Below are 22,585 nucleotides of genomic sequence, written 5' to 3'. Positions count from 1 at the left end.
AACACCCCGCCGGTGAAAACCGGACAATCCCGAAGCGGCCAGGGAGGCCCGGCATGATCGAACGGGTCAAGGCATCCGCCGGTTCCGGCAAAACCCATCGTCTCACCGGGCGGTTCGTGGACCTGCTTCTGGCCGCCTCCGAGGCCGCCCCGCCCCCGTCCTGCGGCCGGGCCGCCGCCTCCCCCGACGCCCCGGAGCTCTACGGCGCGGGCGACATCATGGCCATCACCTTCACCAACAAGGCCGCCACGGAGATGAAGGCCCGGGTGGTGACCCTGCTCAAGACCCTGGCCATGCGCCGGGATCCGGACACCGAAGGGCGGCGGCGCTCCCGCAAGGCCGCCCGGGAGCTGGATCTGCTGTTGCGCCACGCCGGGCGGCTCAACGTGCGCACCATCGACAGCCTGCTGTCGCTTCTGTTGCGCCTTTTCTCCCTGGACATGGGCCTTGCTCCGGATTTCGAGACGGTTTTCGACAACGCCCGGCTCTTCGACCCCCTTTTCGACCGACTGGCCGCCCGCCTGGACGCCGGGGATGCGGCCCTGGCCGGGCTGTTTGCCCAGGCCGCCGACAGCGTGGCCCGACAGGGACAGACCGGATTTCTGACCCGGCAGGCCGTGCTGGAGCGCCTGCGCCGGGTCTTCGACCACCTGGCCGCCAGCCCCGGCCCCCTGCCGGAGGCCGGGGCAGCGGGCATCCATCAATCCTCCGCCCGGCTGTCCGCCGCCCTGCGCACCACCGCCCGCACGCTCCTGGAGCAGATGGACGCCGCAGGCCTCGAGCCCGTGAACCACTATGCCCGGCTTTTGGAGCGGGTGGCCGATCTGCCGGAGCTGACCGCGCCGCCGGATTCGGCCTATGCGGGCAAGGCGGATGTGGCCGACTGCCTGAAAAAGGCCTCCCGGGACCGGGCCGGGGAGGCGCTTAACGCCCTGCACCGGACCTTCCTGGCCCTGCATGCCCGGGCCGGGCAGGACATCCCCCTGTATGCCGCCGCCCTGGACTGGCTGCCGTTCGTGTCCCTGGCCGGTCGCCTCCTGGAGGGGCTGCCGGAGATGATCCGGGAGGAGAGCCTTCTGCCCGCGTCCCTGTGGCCTTCCCGGGTGGGGCAGGCGCTTGGCGGCGGCGGGGGCGTGCCCGACGCCTGGTGCCGCATGGGCACGCGCCTGACGCATCTGCTCATCGACGAATTCCAGGACACGAGCAGAAGCCAGTGGGGCGTGCTCGACCTTTTGTCCGCCGAATGCCTGTCCCGGGGCGGCGGGCTCTTCTATGTGGGCGACGTCAAGCAGGCCATCTACGGCTGGCGCGGCGGCGCGGCGAGGCTCTTCGACACGGCCGTGACCGACTCGGGCCTCGACCGTCTGGCGGCCGTCGCGGACGAAACCCTGCCCTGCAACTGGCGCAGCTCCCGGGCCGTGGTGGACTTCAACAACCGCTTTTTCGGCCTTCTGGCCGCCCCCGGCCCGGCCCTGTCGGCCGCAGGCGAGCTCCTTGGCAAGGCCCCGGAAGAGGACCGCCGGGAATTGGCCCGGCGGCTGGCGGCGGCCTACGCCGACTGCGCCCAGGCCCTGCCCCCGGACCGGGACGTGCCCCTGGGCCGGGTCAGCCTGCGCCGCCTGCCGGGGGATCTGGCCCCGGACTATGCCGCAAGCGCCCGCGAGGCCTGCCTGGAGCTTTTGACCGCCGATCTTCTGCCCCGGCTCGGCCCGTCGGGGGTGGCCATCCTGGCCCGCACCAACCCCCAGGCCGAGCGGATCAGCCGCTGGCTGGTGGAGGCGGGCATCCCGGTGGTCACGGAAAACAGCCTGCGCCTGGCCGACCATCCGCTGATTCGGGCCCTGGCGGCCTTTCTGGCCTTTGTGGACTATCCCGGCGACAACCTGGCCTTTTTCACCTTCATAAGCTCCCCGGAGTTGTTTGCGCCGGTGTCGGGCCTGTCTGCGGCCGCGATCCACGACTGGGCGGCCGACGTCGGCCAGGGCGGACGCCCGGGCGGCCTTGCGGCGGCCTTTTCCCGCGACTTTCCCGACGTCTGGCGACGGCTGGTGCGCCCCTACGCCCGGCAGGCCGGACTGACCGGGGCCTACGATCTGGTGCGCGAACTTGTGGCCGCCTACGGGGTGCTGTCCCGCCGCCCGGACGACGAGGCCTTCGTGCGCCGGTTTCTGGAGGTGCTCTATCTGGCCGAGGAGCGCGGCGCAGGATCGATCTCGTCCTTTTTGTCCTGGTGGACCCAAAGCGGCTTCGAGGAGAAGGCCCCCCAGCCCGAGCATGTGGAGGCCGTGCGGGTTTTGACCATGCACAAGGCCAAGGGCCTGGAATATCCGGCGGTCATCGTGCCCTTCCACCATTTCCGGGCCGATCCCCCGGCGGATTTCGGGCGCATCGCCATGGAGGACGGGGAGGCGTTGGTCCCCATGTGCGAGGCCATGGGCGAGCCCCAGCGGCTGCGGCGGGTGGAGGCCTGCCTGGAGCAGATGCATCTGCTGTACGTGGCCTGGACCCGGGCCGCCCGGGAACTGCACCTGTTTTTCCCCACCTTCCCCCTGGCCGGGAAAAACCCCGTAACCCGGGCGGCGGACGCCCTGTTGCGCCAGATGGGGATTTCAGACGACGCGGCCTTTTTCGGCGAGGAACCGACCGTGGCGGCGGCCATGCCTGCCGAGGCCCCCCCGCCCGAAGCAGTTCCGCCCAAAGCAACCCCGCCTGAAACGGCCGGGCCGGACGCGGCCGGGGCCGTCGAGCCGCCCCTGGCCTGGATCATGCGGCTTAAGGTCTACCGCAATTCCGTGCGCGACGTGCGCGACAGCCTGGGGTTCACCGAAAAAAAACGGGGACTTACCGCCCACGCCGCCGTGGAGGCCCTGCGCCGCCAGGATCTGGCCGATCCCGGCGCGCCCCTGGCCGCCGCCCGCGAGGCCCTGGCCGGACGCGACTGCGCCCCCCCGGACCCGCGCCAGACCGATGACGTGGCCAAGGACATCGCGGACGGCCTGTCCTGGCTGCTTTCGCTTCCGGACATGGCCGACCACCTGGCGCGCGGCCTGTCCGAGCGCGACATCCTGGACGAGGGCGGCCACAAGCACCGCCCTGACCTTCTGGTCTTCGCAAAGGACCATACCCTGGTGGCGGATTTCAAGACCGGCGCGCCGTCCCCGGACCACGCCGCCCAGGTGCGCCGCTACCTGCGCCTGGCCGGCCGCCTGCCCGAACACACGGCCCGCTTCGGCGCGGACTCCGGAAAAACCCGCCTGCGCGGCCTGCTGCTCTACCTGGACCGCCGCGACGCGGTCCGGGTGGACCCGGAGTAAGCCATGTCCCAAGCCGCACCTGCCTCCCGACCCGCCATCCTCCTGGTTCCCTGGGACCGGGACTTCATCGACGCCGTGGCCGAAAGGCTTCTGGCCGCCACGGCCGGGGATTTTTGCCAGGTCACGGTGCTTTTCCCCCTGCGCCGGGCCGGACGGTTCCTCATCGACCGGCTGGCCGCCCATCCCGGGCTCGACAAGCCCTGCCTGCTGCCCCGGATCGCCGCCGTGGACCAATGGCTGGCCGAGCTCGGCCGGGCCATCCACGGCCGCCCCCTGCGCCTGCTCGACCCCCTGGGGCGGGTGGGACTGTTGCACGCCGTGGTGCAGGATCTGCAAAAGGGCCTGGGCGACGCCCCCTGGACCGGGGAACGGATCTTCCCCACCGAACTGCACCGCTTCTTCCCCTGGGGCCTGCGCCTGGCGGAGCTGTGCGAGGAGCTTTTCCGCCACGGCGTGGCCCCGAAAAACATCGAGCACGCCGCCGCCGACGTCCTGCCCCAGGCCGCAGCCATCTTGGAGAACCTCAAGGCCATCCACGCCGCCTACCGCCGCCGCCTGCTGTCCGGCGGCACGGCCACGCCCGGGCTGTGCCAGGCCTTGGCCGCCGAAGACCCGGAGGCCGCGTCGGCGCGGCTTGCCGGGGATCGCCTGTTCGCCTGCGGCTTTTTCGCCCCGTCGGGGAGCGAGGAAAAAATCTTCCGGACCCTTTTTGCGGCCGGACGCCTGGAGATGCTGTGGCACGCCGACCCCCTGCTGGCCACGGACCCGGCCCGGGCCCACTTCAGTTGCCGGGAGCTTACGGATCTGGCCCGCCGGTTCGGCGCGCCCGTGGTGCTGCACGGCCAGACCCTTCCCTCACGCCCCGTCTCGGGCCGCCGCAAACGGGCCGACGACGCCCTGCAGCTTCCCCTTTTCCCCGAGGCCGCGCCCCTTGGGGCCGATGAACTGCTGGCCGCCAAGACCATCCGCTTCTACGAGGGCTACGACCTGCATTCCCAACTGGTGGCGTTTAGCCGGGAGCTGGCCCTGGCCCCGGACACCGCCGACACGGCCGTGGTCCTGCCGGACACGGGGCTTCTGATGCCCGTATTGCACCACCTGCCCCGGCGCGACGTGAACATCAGCATGGGCTACCCTCTGGCCCGGTCCTCCATAAGCCGCCTGATCGAGACCATCCTGCGCCTGCAGGAGTCGCGCCTCGGCCCCGGGCGCTACGCCTGGCGCGAGGTGGTGGCCTTTTTGCGCCATCCCTACCTGAAAATGCTCAAAACGGGCGAAACCCAGCCCCTGCGGCCGCTTTTTTCCGCCTGGGAACGGCTCGTGCGCCAGGGCGGCGCCCACCTGGACCCCTTCGCCCTGCCGCCGCCCGGGGGCGACGCCGATGCCGCCGACCCGGACGCGGCGCCCGCCGACCTGGCCGCCGCCACGGCCCTGGCCGGGCGGGTGCTTGCCGTCTGCCTGCGGGCCTTTGAAGACGTGAAGACCCCGCGCGAACTGGGCGACGCCCTGGCCGGGCTGGCCGGGCTTTTGCTCGACGAGGCCCACGCCGGGGACATCTGGGAACGGTTCCTCATCGACGCCGAGTGCCTGTTCCGGGTCACCAGCGGGGTGATCCCGGCCCTGCGCGGCGGGGATCTGGCCGACGAGCCGTTTCCCGCCCGCACCCTTTACACCCTGCTGCGCGGACTGCTTTCGGCCGAGCGGGCGGCCTTCGAGGCCGAACCCCTGTCCGGGCTCCAGGTCATGGGCATGCTGGAGACCCGGCTTCTGTCCTTTTCGCGCATCTATCTGCTCGACGCCGTGGAGGACCGGCTGCCCGGCGTGGCCCCCCACGATCCGCTCCTGCCCGACGCCCTGCGCCATCTGCTGGGCCTGTCCGACAGCCGCCAGCGCGACGCCGTGGCCGCCTATACCTTTTACCGGCTGATCATGGGGGCCTCGGAGGTGGTGATCTTCTACCGGGCGGGCGTGCAGAGCACGGGACTTTTTGACGACAAGCCCATGCGCAGCCGGTTCGTGGAGCAGCTTTTGTGGGGCATGGAAAAACGGCGCGGCGAGGTCATAAAGCCCGGCGAGCCGCCGCTTTTCACCGTGTCCCTGCCCCTGCGGGCCATTGCCCCGCATAACGCCTCGGTGGAAAAGACCCCGGCCGTGCGTAAGGCCCTGGACCGGGTTCTGGAAAAGCCCCTGTCCGCCAGCTTCCTCGACGCCTATCTGACCTGCCCCTTGCGGTTTTATTACGGCCGGGTGCTGCGGCTGGCCCCCCTGGACGAGGTGGCCGAGGAGGGCGACGCCGCCGGGCTCGGCACCCTGGTGCATGAGGTCTTGCGCGAGACGTTTGCGCCCTTTGTGGGCCGGGAGATCGACGGGACGCACATCGGCCTCGAACCGCTTTCTTCGCGCCTGGACGCCGCGCTTCACGCCGCGCCCTTTTTCCACGCCCTGCCGCCGGACGGGCGGCTGATGCTGGCCCGCACAAGCCGGGAGCGGCTGCGCCGCTATGTGGCCGGGATGCCCCGCACCACGCCCCTGTCCCTGGAGACGCGGCTGTCCCTGAGCCTGCCCGGGGCCGGGCGGGAGTGGCTTTTCACCGGCATCGTGGACCGGGCGGATCGCCGGGCGCCGGGCATCGTCATCCTGGACTACAAGACCGGCAAGCCGCGCAAGCCCGGGGCGGCCCTGTGGGAGGACGAGGGGTTCTGGGGACGGCTGGCCGACCCGGCCGCCTGTGAGGACGAGGGGCTTTTCTGCGAGGTGCGCGACCGGGTGCAAAGCGTGCAGTTGCCGCTCTACGCCCTTCTGTACGCCAAGGCCACGGGGGAGACGCCCGTTGAGGCGGCCTGCGTGGAACTTCGGCGAAGCGGCGAGGAGTGCGGGCTTTTCGGGGAAAAAACGCCCCCCGAGGTGCGCCGGGAGGCGATACTTTCGCGCACGCCGGTGCTCGTGGACTATCTGGTGCGGCACATCGTCACGGCCCCCCACTTCGCGCCAAAGCCCTCGCGGGTCTGCGACTGGTGCGAGTTTGCGGGCTTGTGCGGCGGGGATGGCGGCGAAGAAGGGGGATAGCCCCCGGCCCGCCATGTCGGCCCCAGGTCCGGACCCTCCACCGGCTCAATTCATGACGGCCGCCATGTCGATGTTGAAGCGGCGCGGGTCCACCGCCTCCGCAATGGAAAGCGGCGGCCCGGCCGACGCCTCGCCGCATGCGGCCAGATCCACGTATTCGGCCGGTATGGGACGCATGGCGTCGTCGAAGGCGGCCTTGACCGTGGGGGAAAGCGGGGCCTGGGCGTTTAAGGCCCAGACCAGCCCGTGGCGGCTGTCGCTTAATCGCACGAAACTGCCCACGGGGTAGATGCCCAGACATTTGATGAAGCGTTCGACCATGGTCGGGTGAAAATCCTTTTCGCGCATGCCGTACATGACCCCCAGGGCCTGGGAGGGGGGCATGCCCTTCTTGTAGACCCGCTCGCTGGTCAGGGCGTCGTAGACGTCGGCTAAGCTGATGATCCGGGCGAACATGGAGACCTCCTCGCCCCCTATGCCGCGCGGATAGCCGCTGCCGTCGTATTTCTCGTGGTGCTCGACGATGGCCGAAAGCACCTTGGACGCCAGCGCCCCCATGCCCTTCAAGATGACGTAGCTCTCCAGGGGATGGCGCTTGATCACCTGGAATTCCCGGTCGTCGAGGCGGCCGGGCTTGTTGAGCACCTCGCGGGGGATGTTGGCCTTGCCGATGTCATGGAAAAGCGCCGCCAGTCCCAGGGGGTGCAGTTCGTCCTCGGGAAGGCCGAGAAACTGTCCGAAGGCCGTGGCCAGGACCGTCACGTTGATGCTGTGGGTGTAGGAATATTCATCATAGAACCGCAGCTTGCATAGGCCCGTCAGGGCCTCGCGGTTGCGGGCGACGCTTGAGATCACGTCGCTGACGAAGGCCTCGGAGCGTTCGATGTCGACGGTTTTTTCCAGATACGCCTTGTGGATGAAATCCCTGGCGAAGGCCAGGGCGTCCTCGTAGACCTTCCGGGCGGCAGGAAGCTCCTGCGCCATGGGGACGGCTCTGCGGGACGTGGCGGCGGGCGTCGCGCGTTCCGTGAACGCCTCTGTAAAAAGCGCCCCGCCGGACAGACGCCGGGCCGCGTCGTCGTCGAGACCGCTTTGCCGCGTGTCAATAAACGCCTCGGTGTAACCCTCCCTTTTCAATGCCTGGAGGCTTTTTTCGCTGTCGATGGGTCCCTGGCGGGAAAAGAGATACGGATGCTCCATCCAGGACAGGCCGGTATCGACGACGTACATGCCGACCGCAAGCTCGTTTACGCCGATCTTGAGGACCATTCATGCCCCCTGGTTTTCTTTGAAAAGAGAACCATACCTTCTATACGGGCCTTTTCCGCGTCCTTCAAATTCTTTTATTCCAAACAATTCCAGACAATGACCTATCTTTTATAAATAAGCATTCCTAGAACCGCCGTGAAGGGAGCATGGCGCGCAATCGAGAACCATGCGGCATTTCCCAAAATTGTAATCGATCAGGTGGCTATGCTGGCGCGAAAGGGGGATGGTGCAGGAGGTGTCAGGCCAGCGGGATGGCGCGGGCGGGCGGTCACGGGATCAGGAAGATGGAGCCTGTGGGGGCAATCGGAAAAGAGGGGGGGCGCAGCATCACCGGGCGGGTCTGTGCGCCGAGGTCGTCGCGGGTCTGCGACTGGCGAAATTTTGCGGGGCTTGCGGAGCGACTACTAATTTCCGATAAAATGCAACCATTCCTTCAATTTTATCTTGACAAAAAACAAGAATCTATACAACTAGTTATTCATTTAAAATCCCTCAATCCCGGATTAAGACATGATCGATAAAGAAACAAATCAATTGTTTGATGAAATCTTATCTATAAATTCAAGCTTAATAACAACCAATCAATTGTTAACTAAAAAATTCAATATCGTAACAATTGCAATCAATACAGTAATATCTTCTGACAGCAACTATACCTCTATATGTAAGTATTCATACAAACACATACTGCCACAACTAAAAGAATCCGTTGATCGACTACGCATGCGAAATAATGTTGAAACAAATCTTGAACGTATTTATTTTTGCCTTACAGCAATGGTAAAAGAGAAAATCATTCGAACTAAATCATCCAACCCTGAAGAAGCTCAAATTATTTCATACTACGACGAACACGAACTTACTCCAAAAGAAAAAGAATATAAATTCATTCTCGGCAACATATTTGTGCCATATTCCCTCGATGACTCTTTTGAAGAATTTGACCAAAGATCAGACAATGCACAAAAAGAATATCAAAAATTTATAGCTGACCTCACTAGCTGGAAAGCAAAAATCGATGATTACGAAAAAAGACTCCAAGAGTTTCACTCGCAATGCACGCTCCTTGGCCTTTCGAAGGCATTTTTAGATTTATTAAAAAGAAAAAAATTCAATTTAGTCACCACTCTGATTACTTTGATCGCTCTTGCAGCTGCTATTATAGCCATCCCCGCTCTAAAACTTTACCTTTCTCTAGGAGGGTCTCCTTTTTTCCCGTTTGAATTAACAACAGAACGCATAAATTCATCAGCTGAATTTGCAATGCTTATTTATATTGTCAAACACATACTTCCGCTCATTGTGTTCGAAATAATACTGATATACTATTTTAGGATAATCCTACAACAATACTACTCATTAAAAGGACAAATCTTACAACTCGAGTATCGTAATGCCATATGCGCATTCATCGAAGACCATGGAAAGTTCCGAGAGGAACACCCGAAAATTAACTTTGATAAATTTGACTCACTCATTTTTAGCCCGATTGTCCCACAACCAGACAAAATCCCAACCACATTTGATGGAATTGAGCAAATAATGAGTCTTATCAAGGAATTCAAAGCGAAGTAATACTTTAAACATGCATAACGATGGCACACCAGAGGAAATCTTCATAAGACAAGTATCGACAACACCAAACAGGAAGGAACCGCCCCCCGAACCACGGCTTTGCGATCCACCCGGCAGCCACATCAGTCGAGATGAGTGATTTTCCAACCGCTATCTTTCTTCGTCAGCGTAATCTTGACGTCTCTGGTAAAAATATCACCGGCCTTGAACGAACTGCCATAGACGGCCATCACTCCCATCGCCGTCACCGCATTCCCGATAAGGAATTCCATCTTTGTCCCCAGGTCTGCATTTTGAAGTTGCTCCTGCATGCCTGGTTTCGGAAAATATGTCTCAATTTTATAAAAATCCTCGAATCCTATCTTCATTTTTTCTTCAACGGTTGCCTCAGCCACATACGTTATATCGTCAACCTTCGTTGCATCATTGATCCGAACACTGACGACATCATACAACGCATTATCCTTGAACATCGCATGGTACATGCTTTCTATTGTCGGATAGCTCGGCGTAGAAGAACAGGACACGGCGAACAACACAATCAAACAGCCCAGAACTCCTCGCATTTTCCACCCCCCTATTCCTTGACCACAAACACCGGCGTCTCGTGGGAAAAGGGCAGCTTGCGAAGCCTCACCCCGCGTCCGGCGAAAAACTCCTCCACTGCCGCCGTGCCGCCGCTCTCCGTACCGTAGTCGTCCAGCACCACGACCCCGCCCGGAACCACCCGGTCGTACAAAAGCTCAAGCCCCAGCGCCGCAGGCTCGCGCACGTCGGTGTCGATATGCAAAAGCGCCACCCGCGCCGCCGGATGCGCCGCCACCCAGGCGGGCAACGTCTGCCGGATGTCCCCGGCCACCAAATCCACGTTGCCGATGCCCTTGTGCGCCAGCGCCCCGCGCAACTCCGCAACGGAGATGCCCTGCCCGGCCCCGCGCTCCCAGCCCGCCACAAAGGTCTGGTCGGCGGCGGCATGGGAATCCGCCGCGTCCGGTTCGGGAAAGGCCCCGAAGGCGTCGAACCCGATGATCTTTCGCGACCGGGGCGACTCCAGAAGCTCCCGAAAGGTGGCGAAGCGCAGAAGCGAACAGCCCTTGAACACCCCAAGCTCCACCACATGGCCGGGCAGCCCGGTGATCATCCGGTACAGCTCGAAATGGGCCGCGATCTTGCCCAGGCGCGTGATGTCCGAGGTCAGGTGGAAGCCGTTTTCGTAGTCCCAGGCCTTTGCCGTGTCGAACCCCAGAAACACGCTCATTCCTCGATCACCCGCCCGGTGCAGACAAAGGAAATCCCCTGGTTGGAGCTGGCCCCGATCATCACCGCCTCGACCACGGGCGCATTGACGGGCTCGGCCGCCGACCAGCGCACAATGCAGTTGGCCCCGGAGCCGCCCGCCTCGTCGCGCTCCTCCACGATAAACTCCCGGGTGGCCAGCGGCGGCAGGGTCGCGGGCTTGTCCAGAAAATGCCGCACCAGCCCGCCCTCGGTGTCGTAATAGTCGGCCGCCAGCACGGTCAGGGGCCTTCTCGGGTCGGTGTTGCGCACGCTCACGGTCACCGTCAGGTTGAACGGCCGGGCCTTGATGCCGTGGTAGATGTGGGAATAGACCGGCACGTAGATGGTCTGTCCCTTGGAAAGAAGCGCCCCCCCCGGCCCGCCCGCACGAGCCGCCCCGGCCAACGCGGCGAAAAGCGCCGCCGCACACAACATCCGTCCCACAATACCCCGCGCCATGGCTCCCTCCCGGTTGAAACAACTCTCGGACACATCTACCCTCCCCTTCCCTGCCGCGTCAAATCACCGGGTTGTTCTTTCCCTCGGGATGGTCTATGGAGAGCATAGTCGTCAAAATCCTCATGCATCGTCTCTGGAGGCCCCCATGCCCCATGCCAGACGCCCCACACCGGCCGGAACGCGTCTTCGCCGCGCCGCCCGCCGCCTGCTCCCGGCCCTGTGCCTCGTCCTGGCCGCGATGCTCCCGGCCATGGCCCAGACCCTTGCGCCCGACACCATCTCCGGCCTCTACGTCCATTCCTCCGATCCCCGGGCCACCATCAAGCTCCTTCTGGCCCCCTCGGAAAAGGCCGGACAGCCTGTGGACCGGGTCTGGGGCGTCATGTCCTTCAAAGACCCCAAGGCCAAGGCCGACTCCTGCATGTTCGAGTTTCAGTCCACGGTCAAAAGCAACGTCATCACCTGCCGCGACGCCATGAACCCGGGCTGCGAGATCCGCCTGCGCCTGGAGGACCGCACCGTGATCCTCGACGCCGCGCCAACCTGCTTCAGCGTCTACTGCAAGGGCCAGGGCATGATCCTCGAAGGCGTCTATACGCGCACCGGCAAGGGCGGCAAGAAACCCGGCCAGCCCTGAGTTTGAAAAAACACCCGTTCCGGCGGACCTTCTCTTTTTGCTTGCAATGGAGAATGATTCTCCATAAAGAATAAGTCCACGCTTTTGGTCACGACGACCGAAAATTCGTCTTGCCATTGAGGTAACCCCCCTCCGCAACCCCAACCCAAGGAGACCGCCATGGCGAAGAAAAAAACCACCCTGTCCACGGCCTTCGGCATCCCCGTGGGCGATGACCAAAACAGCCTGACCGCCGGGCAGCGCGGCCCCGTGCTCATGCAGGACGCGCATCTTCTGGAAAAACTGGCCCATTTCGACCGCGAGCGCATCCCCGAGCGCGTGGTGCACGCCAAGGGGGCCGGGGCCTACGGCGTCTTCGAATGCACCGCCGACGTATCGCGCTACACCAAGGCCAAATTCCTGACCAAGGGCAAAAAAACCGAGGTGTTCGCCCGCTTCTCCACCGTGGGCGGCGAAAAGGGCTCGGCCGACGCCGAACGCGACCCGCGCGGCTTCGCCGTCAAGTTCTACACCGAGGACGGCAACTACGACTTCGTGGGCAACAACACCCCGGTCTTTTTCATCCGCGATCCCTTGAAGTTCCCGGATTTCATCCACACCCAGAAACGCAACCCGGCCACCAACTGCAAAGACCCGGACATGTTCTGGGATTTCCTGTCGCTCACCCCGGAATCCATCCACCAGGTCACGGTGCTGTTCTCGGATCGCGGCACCCCGGCCACCTTCCGCAACATGAACGGCTACTCCAGCCACACCTTCGTCTGGTACAACGCCAAGGGCGAACGATTCTTTGTGCAGTACCACTTCAAGACCGACCAGGGCATACAAAACCTCACCCGCCAGGAAGCGGCGGCCATGCGCTCCAAAGACCCGGACCACGCCACCCGCGACCTGCACGACGCCATCGCCCGGGGCGAGTTCCCCTCCTGGACCCTGGAAATGCAGATCATGCCCTACGAGGAAGGCCTCAAATACCGCTTCGACATCATGGACATCACCAAGGTCTGGCCGCACGCCGACGTGCCGCCCATCGTGGTCGGCAAACTCACCCTCAACCGCAACCCCGTGAACTATTTCGCCGAGGTGGAGCAGGCCGCCTTCGGCCCGGGCAACCTGGTCCCGGGCATCGCCGCCTCGCCGGACAAGATGCTCCAGGCGCGGCTTTTCTCCTACCACGACACCCATCTGCACCGCCTTGGCCCCAACTACCACCTCATCCCGGTCAACGCGCCCAAAGGCCGCCCGGAAACCAGCTATCAGCGCGACGGCTTCATGCGCGTGGACAACGGCGGCGGCGCAGGCCCCAACTACTGGCCCAACAGCTTTGGCGGCCCCGCCCCGGACGAAAAAGCCATGGAGCCGCCCTTCCCCGTGGCAGGCATGGCGAACCGCACCCCCTACGGCCATGAAAACGACGACTTCGTGCAGCCCGGGGCGCTTTTTTCCAAGGTCATGACCGACCAGGACAGAAAAAACCTCATCGGCAACATCGTGGAGCACCTCTCCGGAGCCCAGAAACGCATCCAACTGCGGCAGTGCGCCCTCTTCTACAAGGCGCACCCGGACTACGGCGCAGGCGTGGCCAAAGGCCTGAAGCTGCCGCTGGACGAGGTGAAAAAACTCGCCGCCATGAGCCAGGAGGAACGCGCCAAGGCCACGGCGGAGTAGCGGCGGAGAGGGAGAATGCCTCCGGCGGCCAGGGGGAAACTTTTTTAAAAAAAAGTTTCCCCCTGGACCCCCTTCCAAAAACTTTGTCGCGCTTCGCGGCCGGGCGCGACATTCTTGCTGATCAAATTGAATATGCATATACTGCGTAAAAAGGAGGAATATCATGGCGAAAGCTGTCTCGGACAAGGATACGCGTCGCGAGAAGGTCATCGAGGTCTTGAACAAGGCCAGGAGCATGGAGTTGTACGCCATCACCCAGTATATGAACCAGCACTACGGCCTGGACTCCATGGACTACGGCGAGTTGGCCAAAAACATGAAGCTCATCGCCATCGACGAGATGCGTCACGCCGAGCAGTTTGCCGAGCGCATCAAGGAGCTTGGCGGCGAGCCGTCGACGGGTTTTACGGACAAGGTGATCAAGGCCCAGGACGTGCGGACGATATTTCCGTTCGACACCAAACTGGAAGACGACACCATCGACGCCTACAACCAGTTTTTGCAGATCTGTCGCGACATGGGCGACAACGTGACCGTCAAGCTCTTCGAGGCCATCATCGACGAGGAGCAGGCCCACTACAACCACTTCGACAACGTGGGCGGCCACATCGCCAACCTGGGCGACGTGTATCTGTCCAAGATCGCCGGCACCCCGGCCTCCACCGGCGGAACCCCCAAGGGTTTCGTGCTGGGCACGGGCGCGGCGGGCTGATCCCTTTTCGCGGCATGCGCGACGCGAAACGCCCCGGCCAGTCCGGGGCGTTTCGCGTTGGGGCGGCAAGGGGGCTTGACCACGCCGCAGGCGGGATTATGTCTGAGAGCGCGTCCAAACTGTTGGCCGCAAAGGAATCGCCGTGGCGTTTTGGGCGCTTCCGTCGCCCGCGTTGAACCCAACGCCGACCCGTCCCAAGCGCGCCTGCCGCGCGCCGGGACACACCCCCACCAACCCTCGAACCCACATCAGGGTGAGCAAAGAAGGAACCCGTGTCCCGCATCGACAACACCTGCGTCGCCACCATTGAGTTGTCCCTGACCTGGGAGGATGACGCCGCCCGCCACGAGGAGCGCTATCTGGCCCGCAGGGTCAATCCCTGGCGCGACATCTTTCCTCCCGGCCTGCGCGAACGCCTGGAAGGTCTGGCCGAGGGAGAGGCGGCGTCTTGCGACTATGCCGCTGGCGAGGCCATCCCGGGGCGCCGCGACGATCTGGTCAAACGCCTGCCCCGCAGTTCCTTCACGCCCAAAACCGTGGCCGGACGCCGCATCGAACCGCGTCTGGGCCGTTTCTATCCGCGCGGGCTTTTTGCCGGACTGTGCGGCGTCTTCCCGCAGGACATCCGCCCGGCCCGCATCATGGCCATGGACGCGGACAGCCTGACCCTGGACCTGAACCATCCCCTGGCCGGGCGGCCGTTTACGCTTGCGGCCACGGTGCGCCACATCGCCCCCAAGGCCTCGGACACGGGCGGGCATCTGTTCTGCTGGCTGGAGGAGATGACCGACTACGGCCCGGGCATGCAGTCGCCGCTACCGGGCCTGCCCACGGATTTTCTCTCCGGCGACGCCCTGTCGCGGACGGACGCCGCGCCGGACGCCGATTTCTACGCGCAACCGCGCCTGACCGGCCACATCGACGCCCAGGCCGACGCCCTTCTGACCGATTGCTATGCCGGACACCTGCGCCCAGGCGTGGCCGTCCTGGACCTCATGAGCTCCGTGGCCTCGCATCTGCCCCTGGAGACGAATTTCGCGCCGCCGGGGCTGCATGTCACGGGCCTGGGCCTCAACGCCCGGGAGATGGCCGCCAACCCGCGTCTGGCCGAACGCGTGGTCCACGACGTAAACGCCGACCCCACACTGCCTTTCCCGGACGCCGCCTTCGATGCCGTGTTCCTCAGCCTGTCCGTGGAATACCTGACCCGGCCCCGGGAGGTCATGGCGCAGTGCGCCCGGGTGCTCAGGCCCGGCGGCAGCCTGTGCGTAGGATTTTCCGACCGCTGGTTTCCCCAGAAGGTTACGGCCGTCTGGCCGGACCTGCACCCCTTCGAACGCCTGGGGCTGGTTGCGGAGCTTATGCGCGGCGCGGGATCGTTTGCCGACCTGGCCACCACCAGCATCCGCAACTGGTGGCGGCCCTCGGACGACCCGCACATCCGCCAGACCATAACCAGCGATCCGGTGTACGTGGCGACGGGGAAACGAAGCCGGGCGTGAGGCGGCGGGCTCCTCCTCCCGGGCCTCCTGAAATGACGACGGCCCTCCGGTTTCGGGAAAACCGGAGGGCCGCACCGCCCGCGACGGCGAAGCCGTCGGGCACGAAGGTCATGAAAACCGCTTTTCCCAGCCCATCCTTTCCGCCCCTGGTTGGCGTTCTCCGGGACTATCCCTCCCGGGCCTCCTTGACCACTTCCATCAGATATTGGCCGTAGTCGTTTTTGAGCATGTCGGCGGCCAGATGCTCCAGGGTGTCGGCGTCGATGTAGCCCATGCGGTAGGCGATCTCCTCGATGCAGGAGACCTTGACGCCCTGGCGGTCCTGCACCACCTGCACGAAGCTTGCGGCCTGAAGCAGGGATTCGTGGGTGCCGGTGTCCAGCCAGGCGTAGCCGCGCCCGAGGAATTCCACCTTGAGGTCGCCGCGCCGCAGGTAGGCGTTGTTGACGTCGGTGATCTCCAACTCCCCCCGGGGCGAGGGCTTGAGATTCTCGGCGATTTCGACCACGTCGTTGTCGTAGAAATAAAGCCCGGTGACGGCGTATTTGGACTTGGGCTTTTCGGGCTTTTCCTCGATGCTGATGACGTGGTGGCCTGCGTCAAACTCCACCACGCCGTAGCGTTTGGGGTCGCGCACCTTGTAGCCGAAGACGATGCCGCCCGAGGTCAGTTTGGCCGAGCGTTGCAGCACGGTGGCCAGGCCGTGGCCGTGGAAGATGTTGTCCCCGAGCACCAGGCACACGGGGTCTTTGCCGATGAACTCCCTGCCCAGGAGAAACGCCTGGGCCAGCCCCTCGGGCCGTTCCTGCACCTTGTAGGACAGGGACAGGCCGATCTGCGAGCCGTCGCCGAACATCTCCTGGAAACGCGGCAGGTCGGTGGGGGTGGAGATGATGAGGATATCCCTGATCCCGGCCAGCATGAGCACGGACAGGGGATAATAGATCATGGGCTTGTCGTAGATGGGCAACAGTTGTTTGCTGACCACCCGGGTGATGGGGTAGAGTCTGGTGCCGGAGCCGCCGGCCAGGATGATTCCCTTCATGAAAGTGCCCCTTTTTGCGTGAATTGGCCGCCGGGTCGTCCATGGCGATGACCCGCCCGTTTCGGCGCGGCGGCGCGGGTGAGTGTAAAAGCGCTTGGCCCAACATGCAACACACAAACCACAAAGGCGGATGTCCATGGGCATGACGCAGACGAACATACTGGTCCACGGCCCCTTCGAGGCGGTCCAGGGAGAGGGGTTGCTCCTGGTCGATCCCGACTCGGCCACGCTTACCGACCGCACGCTCCGGGGCGTGCATGAAGGCCCGGCGGCCCTTCTGCGGGCCAGGGCCGGGACGATCTACCGCGACGGCGGCGGCGAGCCGGTCCTCCAGGTGCTCGGCAGCTATTTCTGGCCCGGGGCCACGGGCCTGTACCGCACGGCCCTGTCCTGCCGGGCGCTTCGGCCCTGCCTGTTCCCGGACGGCGAGACGCGCCTTGTCCCGACCCTTTCCGGCATCAGCCTGGCCTGGATCACCTTAAGCGACAAGGGCGCGGCCGGAAAACGCCAGGACACAAGCGGCCCGCTCATCGCCGAGATGCTGCACGAGGCCGGACAGGCGTCGCTGACGCGCGGCCAGATCATCCCCGACGATCCGCAACTTTTGCGGGCGCTTCTGACCGATCTGGCCCTGACCCAGGGCTTCGACTGCATCGTGACCACGGGCGGCACGGGCCTGGGGCCCCGGGATTTCACCCCCGAGGCCACGAGTGCGGTCCTCGACAAGCGCCTGCCCGGCTTCGAGACGGCCATGCTTGCGGCCTCACTGGCCAAGACCCCGCACGGGGCCATCTCCCGGGCCGTGGCCGGAACGCTTGGGGCGAGCATCATCGTCAACCTGCCGGGCAGCCCCAAGGCCGTGCGCGAGAACTTCGCGGCGGTTTTGCCCGCCCTGCGCCACGCCCTGGACAAGCTGCAGGGCGATCCGGCCGACTGCGCCGCCGTGGCGACGGGAGCGACACGATAGGGGGATGGGTGGGGAAACCCTCCGGGGCCAACGGGGCGTGGCCCCTTTGGAAACCCGACAAGGGGGCGATGCCTCCACGCGCCCTTGCTTCGGGCGGATGGAACGGGTATGTCTCACGCATGGATCAGTATCTTGCCGATTTCCATATCCATTCCCGCTATTCACGGGCCACCAGCAAGGCCCTGACCCCGCGTCATCTGGCTGCCTGGGCCCGGTACAAGGGGCTGACGGTGGTGGGTTGCGGCGACTTCACCCACCCCAAGTGGCTTGCCGAGGTGGCCACCCAACTCGTCCCGGACGGCACGGGGCTCTATCGCCTGGACGAACGCGAGGATCTGTCTTCGGAAATCCCCTGGCTCGGCGGCGACCCCCTGACCAGCCGGGCCCGGTTCATCCTCACGGCGGAGATCAGCTCCATCTACAAACGCGGCGGCAAGGTCCGCAAGGTCCACAACATCGTCTTCGCCCCCAGCGTCGAGGCCGCCCAAAGGCTTAACGCCAAGCTGGCCATGGTGGGCAACCTGGAGTCCGACGGCAGGCCCATCCTGGGCCTGGACAGCCGCAACCTGCTGGAGATGGTCCTGGAGTCCGACCCCCTGGCCTTTCTGGTTCCGGCCCACATCTGGACCCCCTGGTTCTCGCTTTTCGGCTCCAAGTCCGGGTTCGATTCCATCGAAGAGTGTTTCGGCGACCTGTCCCGGGAAATCTTCGCCCTGGAGACGGGGCTGTCGTCCGACCCGGACATGAACCGCCTGCTCTCCGCCCTGGACCGCTTCCGGCTCATCTCCAACTCCGACGCCCATTCCGGCGAAAAACTCGGCCGGGAATGCAACATCATAAGCGGCGACCCGTCCTATGAAGGCATCTACCGGGCGCTTCGCGGCGAGGGCGTGGGGCCGAAATTCCTGGGCACGGTGGAGTTTTTCCCCGAGGAGGGCAAATACCACCTGGACGGGCACCGGGAGTGCGGCGTGGTCATGGAGCCCATGGAGACCAAGTCCCGGGGGGGCCTGTGCCCGGTGTGCGGCAAGCCGTTGACCTTCGGGGTGCTGCACCGGGTGCTGGAGCTGGCCGACCGCCAGGTTCCGGCCACGCCCGAGGGCATGCCTGGGTTCACGTCGCTTATTCCCTTAGACGAGATCGTGGGCGAGATTTTGGGCGTGGGGCCGAAGACCGGCAAGGTCAAGGCCATGCTGTCCCGCATAAACAGGGCCTTCGGGCCGGAATTGACCGTGCTGCGCCATGTGCCCACGGACGCTCTGGGCCAATTTTTCGCGCCCCTGGGCGAGGCCGTCTCCCGCATGCGGCGGGGGCACGTCACCCGCGAACCGGGATTCGACGGCCAGTACGGCCGCATCCGGGTCTTTGCCGCCGAGGAGCGCCGCGACCTGGCAAGCGGCGGACGGGTTCTTCCCGGAACCGCCATGCGGGGGAAAAAGTCGTCCCGGGCGGCCAAGACCGCCGACGCAGGCCCGGACCAGACCGACGACGATCCCGCCCCCGAAGCCCCTCCCCCCGCTACGGCCGCGCACGACCCCGGGCTGGTCCTGAATCCGGGCCAGATGGCGGCCCTTGGCGCCGCCTCGCCCCATGTGCTGGTCCTGGCCGGGCCGGGCACGGGCAAGACCCATACCCTTACGGCCAAACTGGCCACCCTGCTGGGCTTTGCCGAGGTTCGCGGCGAGGCCCCCCAGGCCGGTCCCAAAGCCGCCTCCCGGACGACCCCGGCGGACGGGACGGCCCCCATGGCCACAGACGCGCACGCCCCCGCCGAGGCCACGGCCGGACCCGGCGCAAGCGAAACCCGGGAGGCCGCCACGCCGCAACGGGTGCCCCCGGACACCGTGCTGGCCGTGACCTTCACCCGCCGTGCCGCCGCCGAGATGCGGGAGCGCCTGGCGGCCCTGGCCCTGCGCCATGGCCGGGCCAACCTGTCCCTGCCGCGCATCGACACCATGCACGCCGTGGCCTTCGACTTCTGGACCCAGTCCGACGGCCAGGCCCCGGTGCTTCTGTCCGAAGAGGCGGCCAAGCGCCTTTTTGCCGAGGTCAACCCGGAATTTCGCGGGGCGCGGTTGGCGACGGCCTGGCAGGATCTGTCCCTGTCCCGGGAGACGCTCACCCCCCTGCCCGTCTATCCCGGCAGCGGCGAGGCCCTGGCCGCTGAAAACTACGCCCGGCAAAAGGCCGCCTGGAATCTGGTGGATTTCACCGATCTTCTGGAATTCTGGCTGGAAAAGATCAAGGTGGGCAGCTTCCAAAGCCCCTTCCGGCACATCCTGGTGGACGAGGTGCAGGATCTCTCCCCCCTGCAACTGGCGGTGATCGAAGGCCTGGCCCGATTCCCCGAGGTGTCGGTCTTCGCCATCGGCGACCCCAACCAGTCCATCTACGGCTTCCGGGGGGCCGCGTCGGACATGGCGGGCCGCCTTGCCCGCCTGTGGCCGGACCTTTTGACCGTCAGCCTCACGGACAACTACCGCTCGGCCGCGTCCGTCCTGTCCCTGGCCGCCGGGCTTTTCCCCACCGCGCCGCCGCTTGCGCCCAGACGCCGGGATGACGCCCCCGGGCACGGCGAGATCCAGCTTTTCGCCGCCCCCACGGCCGCCGCCGAGATATCCTGGATCGGGGAGCGCATCCGCAGGCTTTTGGGCGGCACCTCCCTGACCCTGACAAAAGATCTCGGCGCCCAGACCCTAAGCCCCGGCGACATCGCCGTCCTGGTGCGCTTCAAGGCCCTGATCCCGGCCATCCGGCGCAGCCTGGACCGCCTGGGCATCCCCTGCTCGGCGCCCGAGGCCGACGCCTTTTTCGCCGAACCGCGCATCAAAATCCTGCTCGACGCGGCGGCCAGGCTTTTGGGCATGGCCGGAAGCGAGGACGCCGCGCCCTTGAACTGCCCGGACCGCATCCTGGCCAAGGGCCCCCTGGGGCTTTCGGCCTACCTGGGCGACATCCCGCCGTTTGACCGGCTGTTCTGGCAGAGTCCGGCCTTCAAGCAACTGTGCCGGGCCTTTGCCGAGCACGGCGGCTGGGGCGGGCTTTTGTCCTTCGTAAACACCCAGAGCGAACTGGAACTGGCGGGGCGCACGGCCGAAAAGGTGCGCATCATGACCCTGCACGCGGCCAAGGGGCTGGAATTTTCCGCCGTGTTCCTGCCCGCCCTGGAGGACGGCGTCCTGCCCTTTGCCGGGACCGGGCTTTTGACCGGAAACGCCCAGGGCGGCCAGGACGCGCCCGACGCCGATGAGGAACGTCGGCTTTTCTTTGTGGGCCTGACCCGGGCCAGGGACCGGCTTTTTTTGAGCCACGCGGCCAAACGCGAACTGTTCGGACGTCTGGTGATGCTCAAACCATCGCGATTTTTTGAGGAACTGGATCTGTCGGGGGTGAGGCGGTCGGCCCTTGTGGCCAGGAAGGTCAGTCAGGAAAAGCAGTTGGGACTTTTGATCCCGTAAGCGGAACCCTACAGGATATGGCGATAAATCAGGCGTTCGTAGACACGGCACATTTTATGGGCCGTGGTTCCGGCCAAGCCCATGTCTTTGAGCCGACAGTACATGTGCAGGGGATTGAAAAAATGCTGAACGGCCATGCGCAAGCGGAACATGAAACCTCCCTCGCCCTCGGCGGTGCGGCCAACACAACGAAATAACACCACAAAACGATACAGCCAACCGCTCCCCCCGAAAGGCCCGGCACACCCGTGCCGCAGCGGTTGGGATGGTCTAATCCAACATCCCGCTTTGCACAAGCCGCAACCGGGAAAAAACCAAATTTGTGAATATGCCGAAAGATTCCAAGCAGCACGGCCCCTGGCGCATGGCCGCCCCAAGCTGGGTGGTCCCCGGAACCCCGGCCGAGAATCGGACCTATCTGGGCGACCGCTATGCCGAGATCGGCCTCTATTTCCTGGAAACGAGCGGCTCCCTGGCCTACGCCCCGGGCGACCTGCCGCCCCGGGGGGACGCCGCCCGCTACCATGTCCATCTGCCCCTGGACCTGCCCTGGGCCGAGGGGGCCGGGGCGGCCTTCGACGTGACCGCACGCCTGGCGGCCAAGGTCGCGCACCTCGCCCCCTGGGGTTTCGTGCTGCATCCGCCGCACCAACCCGGACAACTGGCGGCCTTTGTGGAGCTCTGGGCGGCGGACGGCCGCGACCCGGCGGACATCCTGCTGGAGAACGTGGAGGACGCCGGACAGGACGCCCTATGGCCCGTGGCCCGGGAGCTCGGAACGGGCCTGTGCCTGGACGTGGGGCACATGCTGGCCTTCGGCCAGACCTCGCTTCTGGCCACGCCCGGGGTTTTCGAGCGCACCCGGCTGGCCCATGTCTATGCCCCCTACGACCCCGAGAATCCCCGCGACGCGGCCCGCTGGCGGCTTCCCCAAAAGGAGCACCGGCATCGCGCCCTGTCCTGCCTGGACGTCCAGGGGCGGCAGACGCTTCTGGCCCTGCTTTCGGGCCTTGGCCCCGAGGTCGTGATCATGCATGAGGTCTTCGACGACACGGCCCTGACCGACAGCGAACGGGCCTTTGCGGCCCTGTGCCGCCAGTGGGGGTTTGCCTCGTGATCCGGCTGCTTCTTGGCGGCGACAAGTCCGGAAAATCGGCCCACGCCATGGAGCTCTTCCTGGCCGCTCCCCCGCCCCGGCGCATGGCGGCCATGGGTCGGGCCCTGGATTTCGAATTCCGGGCCCAGATCGAGGCCCACCGCTGGGGACGCCCGCCGGAGATTCCGGTCACCGAACCGGGCATCGAACTGCCCCGGTTCCTGGCCGGGGAACGGCCCCAGGGGGGATCGATCCTGGTGGACAGTCTGGACTTCTGGATTTTTGCCTGCGCCGGGGAGGGTGTCGCGGACGACAAGGTCCGCGAACTGCTCGACGTCCTGGCGGCCTATGCCGCTCCGGAGGCCCCCGAGGCCGTCCTGGTGTCCGTGGAGGCGGGGCTTGGCCCCCTGGCGGCCGACGCCGCATCCCGGACATTTTTGCGCCGTCTGGCGGCGCTCAACCAGTCCGTGGCCGCCCTGGCCGCCGACGTCCGTCTGGTGGTGGCCGGACTGCCCGTCCGCCTCAAGGGGGCCTGAATG

17 protein-coding genes are annotated in these 22,585 nt (G+C 65.1%); 11 read left to right on the top strand and 6 right to left on the bottom strand.

All coding sequences use genetic code 11. The annotated features are described in order from the left end of the window. Positions 1-53 precede the first annotated feature (53 nt). Positions 54-3,314, top strand: a complete 3,261-nt coding sequence (locus GD606_RS16425) for a UvrD-helicase domain-containing protein (RefSeq protein ID WP_163300727.1) — start codon at positions 54-56, stop codon at positions 3,312-3,314. Between the two features lie 3 nt (positions 3,315-3,317). After that, a complete protein-coding gene (locus tag GD606_RS16420) occupies positions 3,318-6,380 on the top strand; it encodes a PD-(D/E)XK nuclease family protein (RefSeq protein ID WP_163300726.1) in 3,063 nt (1,020 codons plus the stop codon). A gap of 45 nt (positions 6,381-6,425) precedes the next feature. Here GD606_RS16420 and GD606_RS16415 read toward each other — a convergent pair whose 3' ends face one another. Next, the gene (locus GD606_RS16415) at positions 6,426-7,649 is read right to left on the bottom strand and encodes a cyclic di-GMP phosphodiesterase (RefSeq protein ID WP_163300725.1); all 1,224 of its coding nucleotides are present in this window, start codon (positions 7,647-7,649) and stop codon (positions 6,426-6,428) included. A gap of 510 nt (positions 7,650-8,159) precedes the next feature. On the opposite strand from GD606_RS16415, the gene GD606_RS16410 reads away from it, so the two are divergent. Beyond that, a complete protein-coding gene (locus GD606_RS16410; protein WP_163300724.1) occupies positions 8,160-9,224 on the top strand; it encodes a hypothetical protein in 1,065 nt (354 codons plus the stop codon). A gap of 122 nt (positions 9,225-9,346) precedes the next feature. Here GD606_RS16410 and GD606_RS16405 read toward each other — a convergent pair whose 3' ends face one another. Genes GD606_RS16405 through GD606_RS16395 form a run of 3 tightly spaced genes read right to left on the bottom strand, consistent with a single transcriptional unit; the run spans position 9,347 to position 10,961 of the window. Continuing rightward, entirely contained in the window at positions 9,347-9,790 is a 444-nt protein-coding gene (locus GD606_RS16405) for a hypothetical protein (protein WP_163300723.1), read from the bottom strand. A gap of 11 nt (positions 9,791-9,801) precedes the next feature. After that, positions 9,802-10,482: a TylF/MycF/NovP-related O-methyltransferase gene (locus GD606_RS16400; protein WP_163300722.1), complete on the bottom strand. Its 681-nt coding sequence runs from the start codon at positions 10,480-10,482 to the stop codon at positions 9,802-9,804. Continuing rightward, a complete protein-coding gene (locus GD606_RS16395) occupies positions 10,479-10,961 on the bottom strand; it encodes a DUF3124 domain-containing protein (RefSeq protein WP_163300721.1) in 483 nt (160 codons plus the stop codon). The genes GD606_RS16400 and GD606_RS16395 overlap by 4 nt, the downstream gene beginning before the upstream one ends. Before the next feature lie 145 nt (positions 10,962-11,106). Here GD606_RS16395 and GD606_RS16390 point away from each other — a divergent pair, with 145 nt between their 5' ends. From GD606_RS16390 to GD606_RS16375, 4 genes are all read left to right on the top strand, one after another. Then, positions 11,107-11,598 carry a hypothetical protein gene (locus GD606_RS16390; protein ID WP_163300720.1) on the top strand — a complete coding sequence of 164 codons (492 nt, stop codon included), beginning with the start codon at positions 11,107-11,109 and terminating at the stop codon, positions 11,596-11,598. Between the two features lie 159 nt (positions 11,599-11,757). Further along, entirely contained in the window at positions 11,758-13,266 is a 1,509-nt protein-coding gene (locus GD606_RS16385) for a catalase (RefSeq protein ID WP_163300719.1), read from the top strand. Between the two features lie 163 nt (positions 13,267-13,429). Continuing rightward, positions 13,430-13,978 (top strand): bacterioferritin, encoded by a 549-nt coding sequence (locus tag GD606_RS16380; RefSeq protein WP_163303939.1) that lies wholly within the window; start codon positions 13,430-13,432, stop codon positions 13,976-13,978. Positions 13,979-14,250: 272 nt separating this feature from the next. Beyond that, entirely contained in the window at positions 14,251-15,480 is a 1,230-nt protein-coding gene (locus tag GD606_RS16375; protein ID WP_163303940.1) for a methyltransferase domain-containing protein, read from the top strand. Between the two features lie 166 nt (positions 15,481-15,646). Here GD606_RS16375 and rfbA read toward each other — a convergent pair whose 3' ends face one another. Further along, positions 15,647-16,525, bottom strand: coding sequence for a glucose-1-phosphate thymidylyltransferase RfbA (gene rfbA, locus GD606_RS16370; protein WP_163303941.1), 879 nt, complete (start codon positions 16,523-16,525; stop codon positions 15,647-15,649). Positions 16,526-16,661: 136 nt separating this feature from the next. On the opposite strand from rfbA, the gene GD606_RS16365 reads away from it, so the two are divergent. Together GD606_RS16365 and GD606_RS16360 are read left to right on the top strand one after the other, a co-directional pair. Then, positions 16,662-17,492: a MogA/MoaB family molybdenum cofactor biosynthesis protein gene (locus GD606_RS16365; protein ID WP_246298856.1), complete on the top strand. Its 831-nt coding sequence runs from the start codon at positions 16,662-16,664 to the stop codon at positions 17,490-17,492. Positions 17,493-17,611: 119 nt separating this feature from the next. Continuing rightward, on the top strand, positions 17,612-20,950 hold the full coding sequence (locus GD606_RS16360) for a UvrD-helicase domain-containing protein (RefSeq protein ID WP_176629329.1): 3,339 nt from the start codon (positions 17,612-17,614) through the stop codon (positions 20,948-20,950). Between the two features lie 8 nt (positions 20,951-20,958). On the opposite strand, the gene GD606_RS16355 is transcribed toward GD606_RS16360, so the two are convergent. Continuing rightward, positions 20,959-21,102: a hypothetical protein gene (locus tag GD606_RS16355; protein ID WP_163302301.1), complete on the bottom strand. Its 144-nt coding sequence runs from the start codon at positions 21,100-21,102 to the stop codon at positions 20,959-20,961. 176 nt (positions 21,103-21,278) lie between these two features. Here GD606_RS16355 and cbiR point away from each other — a divergent pair, with 176 nt between their 5' ends. After that, positions 21,279-22,067 carry a cobamide remodeling phosphodiesterase CbiR gene (gene cbiR / locus GD606_RS16350; protein WP_281362068.1) on the top strand — a complete coding sequence of 263 codons (789 nt, stop codon included), beginning with the start codon at positions 21,279-21,281 and terminating at the stop codon, positions 22,065-22,067. Next, complete coding sequence (locus tag GD606_RS16345; RefSeq protein WP_163302303.1) at positions 22,064-22,582, top strand: bifunctional adenosylcobinamide kinase/adenosylcobinamide-phosphate guanylyltransferase; 519 nt, start codon at positions 22,064-22,066, stop codon at positions 22,580-22,582. The genes cbiR and GD606_RS16345 overlap by 4 nt, the downstream gene beginning before the upstream one ends. The last annotated feature ends 3 nt before the right edge of the window (positions 22,583-22,585 follow it).

The organism is Desulfolutivibrio sulfodismutans DSM 3696 (assembly GCF_013376455.1).
Lineage (GTDB): Bacteria > Desulfobacterota > Desulfovibrionia > Desulfovibrionales > Desulfovibrionaceae > Desulfolutivibrio > Desulfolutivibrio sulfodismutans.
Note: the sequence above shows the minus strand (reverse complement) of the source record. Positions and strands in the feature narration are given on the sequence as shown.

Bases quoted from the DNA above. Each gene is read 5' to 3' on its own strand.
- GD606_RS16380 (WP_163303939.1), top strand. From the start codon at position 13,430: ATGGCGAAAGCTGTCTCGGACAAGGATACGCGTCGCGAGAAGGTCATC.
- GD606_RS16415 (WP_163300725.1), bottom strand. From the start codon at position 7,649: ATGGTCCTCAAGATCGGCGTAAACGAGCTTGCGGTCGGCATGTACGTC.
- GD606_RS16395 (WP_163300721.1), bottom strand. From the start codon at position 10,961: ATGGCGCGGGGTATTGTGGGACGGATGTTGTGTGCGGCGGCGCTTTTC.
- GD606_RS16420 (WP_163300726.1), top strand. From the start codon at position 3,318: ATGTCCCAAGCCGCACCTGCCTCCCGACCCGCCATCCTCCTGGTTCCC.
- GD606_RS16385 (WP_163300719.1), top strand. From the start codon at position 11,758: ATGGCGAAGAAAAAAACCACCCTGTCCACGGCCTTCGGCATCCCCGTG.
- GD606_RS16360 (WP_176629329.1), top strand. From the start codon at position 17,612: ATGGATCAGTATCTTGCCGATTTCCATATCCATTCCCGCTATTCACGG.
- cbiR (WP_281362068.1), top strand. From the start codon at position 21,279: ATGCCGAAAGATTCCAAGCAGCACGGCCCCTGGCGCATGGCCGCCCCA.
- GD606_RS16425 (WP_163300727.1), top strand. From the start codon at position 54: ATGATCGAACGGGTCAAGGCATCCGCCGGTTCCGGCAAAACCCATCGT.
- rfbA (WP_163303941.1), bottom strand. From the start codon at position 16,525: ATGAAGGGAATCATCCTGGCCGGCGGCTCCGGCACCAGACTCTACCCC.
- GD606_RS16405 (WP_163300723.1), bottom strand. From the start codon at position 9,790: ATGCGAGGAGTTCTGGGCTGTTTGATTGTGTTGTTCGCCGTGTCCTGT.
- GD606_RS16390 (WP_163300720.1), top strand. From the start codon at position 11,107: ATGCCCCATGCCAGACGCCCCACACCGGCCGGAACGCGTCTTCGCCGC.
- GD606_RS16365 (WP_246298856.1), top strand. From the start codon at position 16,662: ATGGGCATGACGCAGACGAACATACTGGTCCACGGCCCCTTCGAGGCG.
- GD606_RS16355 (WP_163302301.1), bottom strand. From the start codon at position 21,102: ATGTTCCGCTTGCGCATGGCCGTTCAGCATTTTTTCAATCCCCTGCAC.
- GD606_RS16410 (WP_163300724.1), top strand. From the start codon at position 8,160: ATGATCGATAAAGAAACAAATCAATTGTTTGATGAAATCTTATCTATA.
- GD606_RS16400 (WP_163300722.1), bottom strand. From the start codon at position 10,482: ATGAGCGTGTTTCTGGGGTTCGACACGGCAAAGGCCTGGGACTACGAA.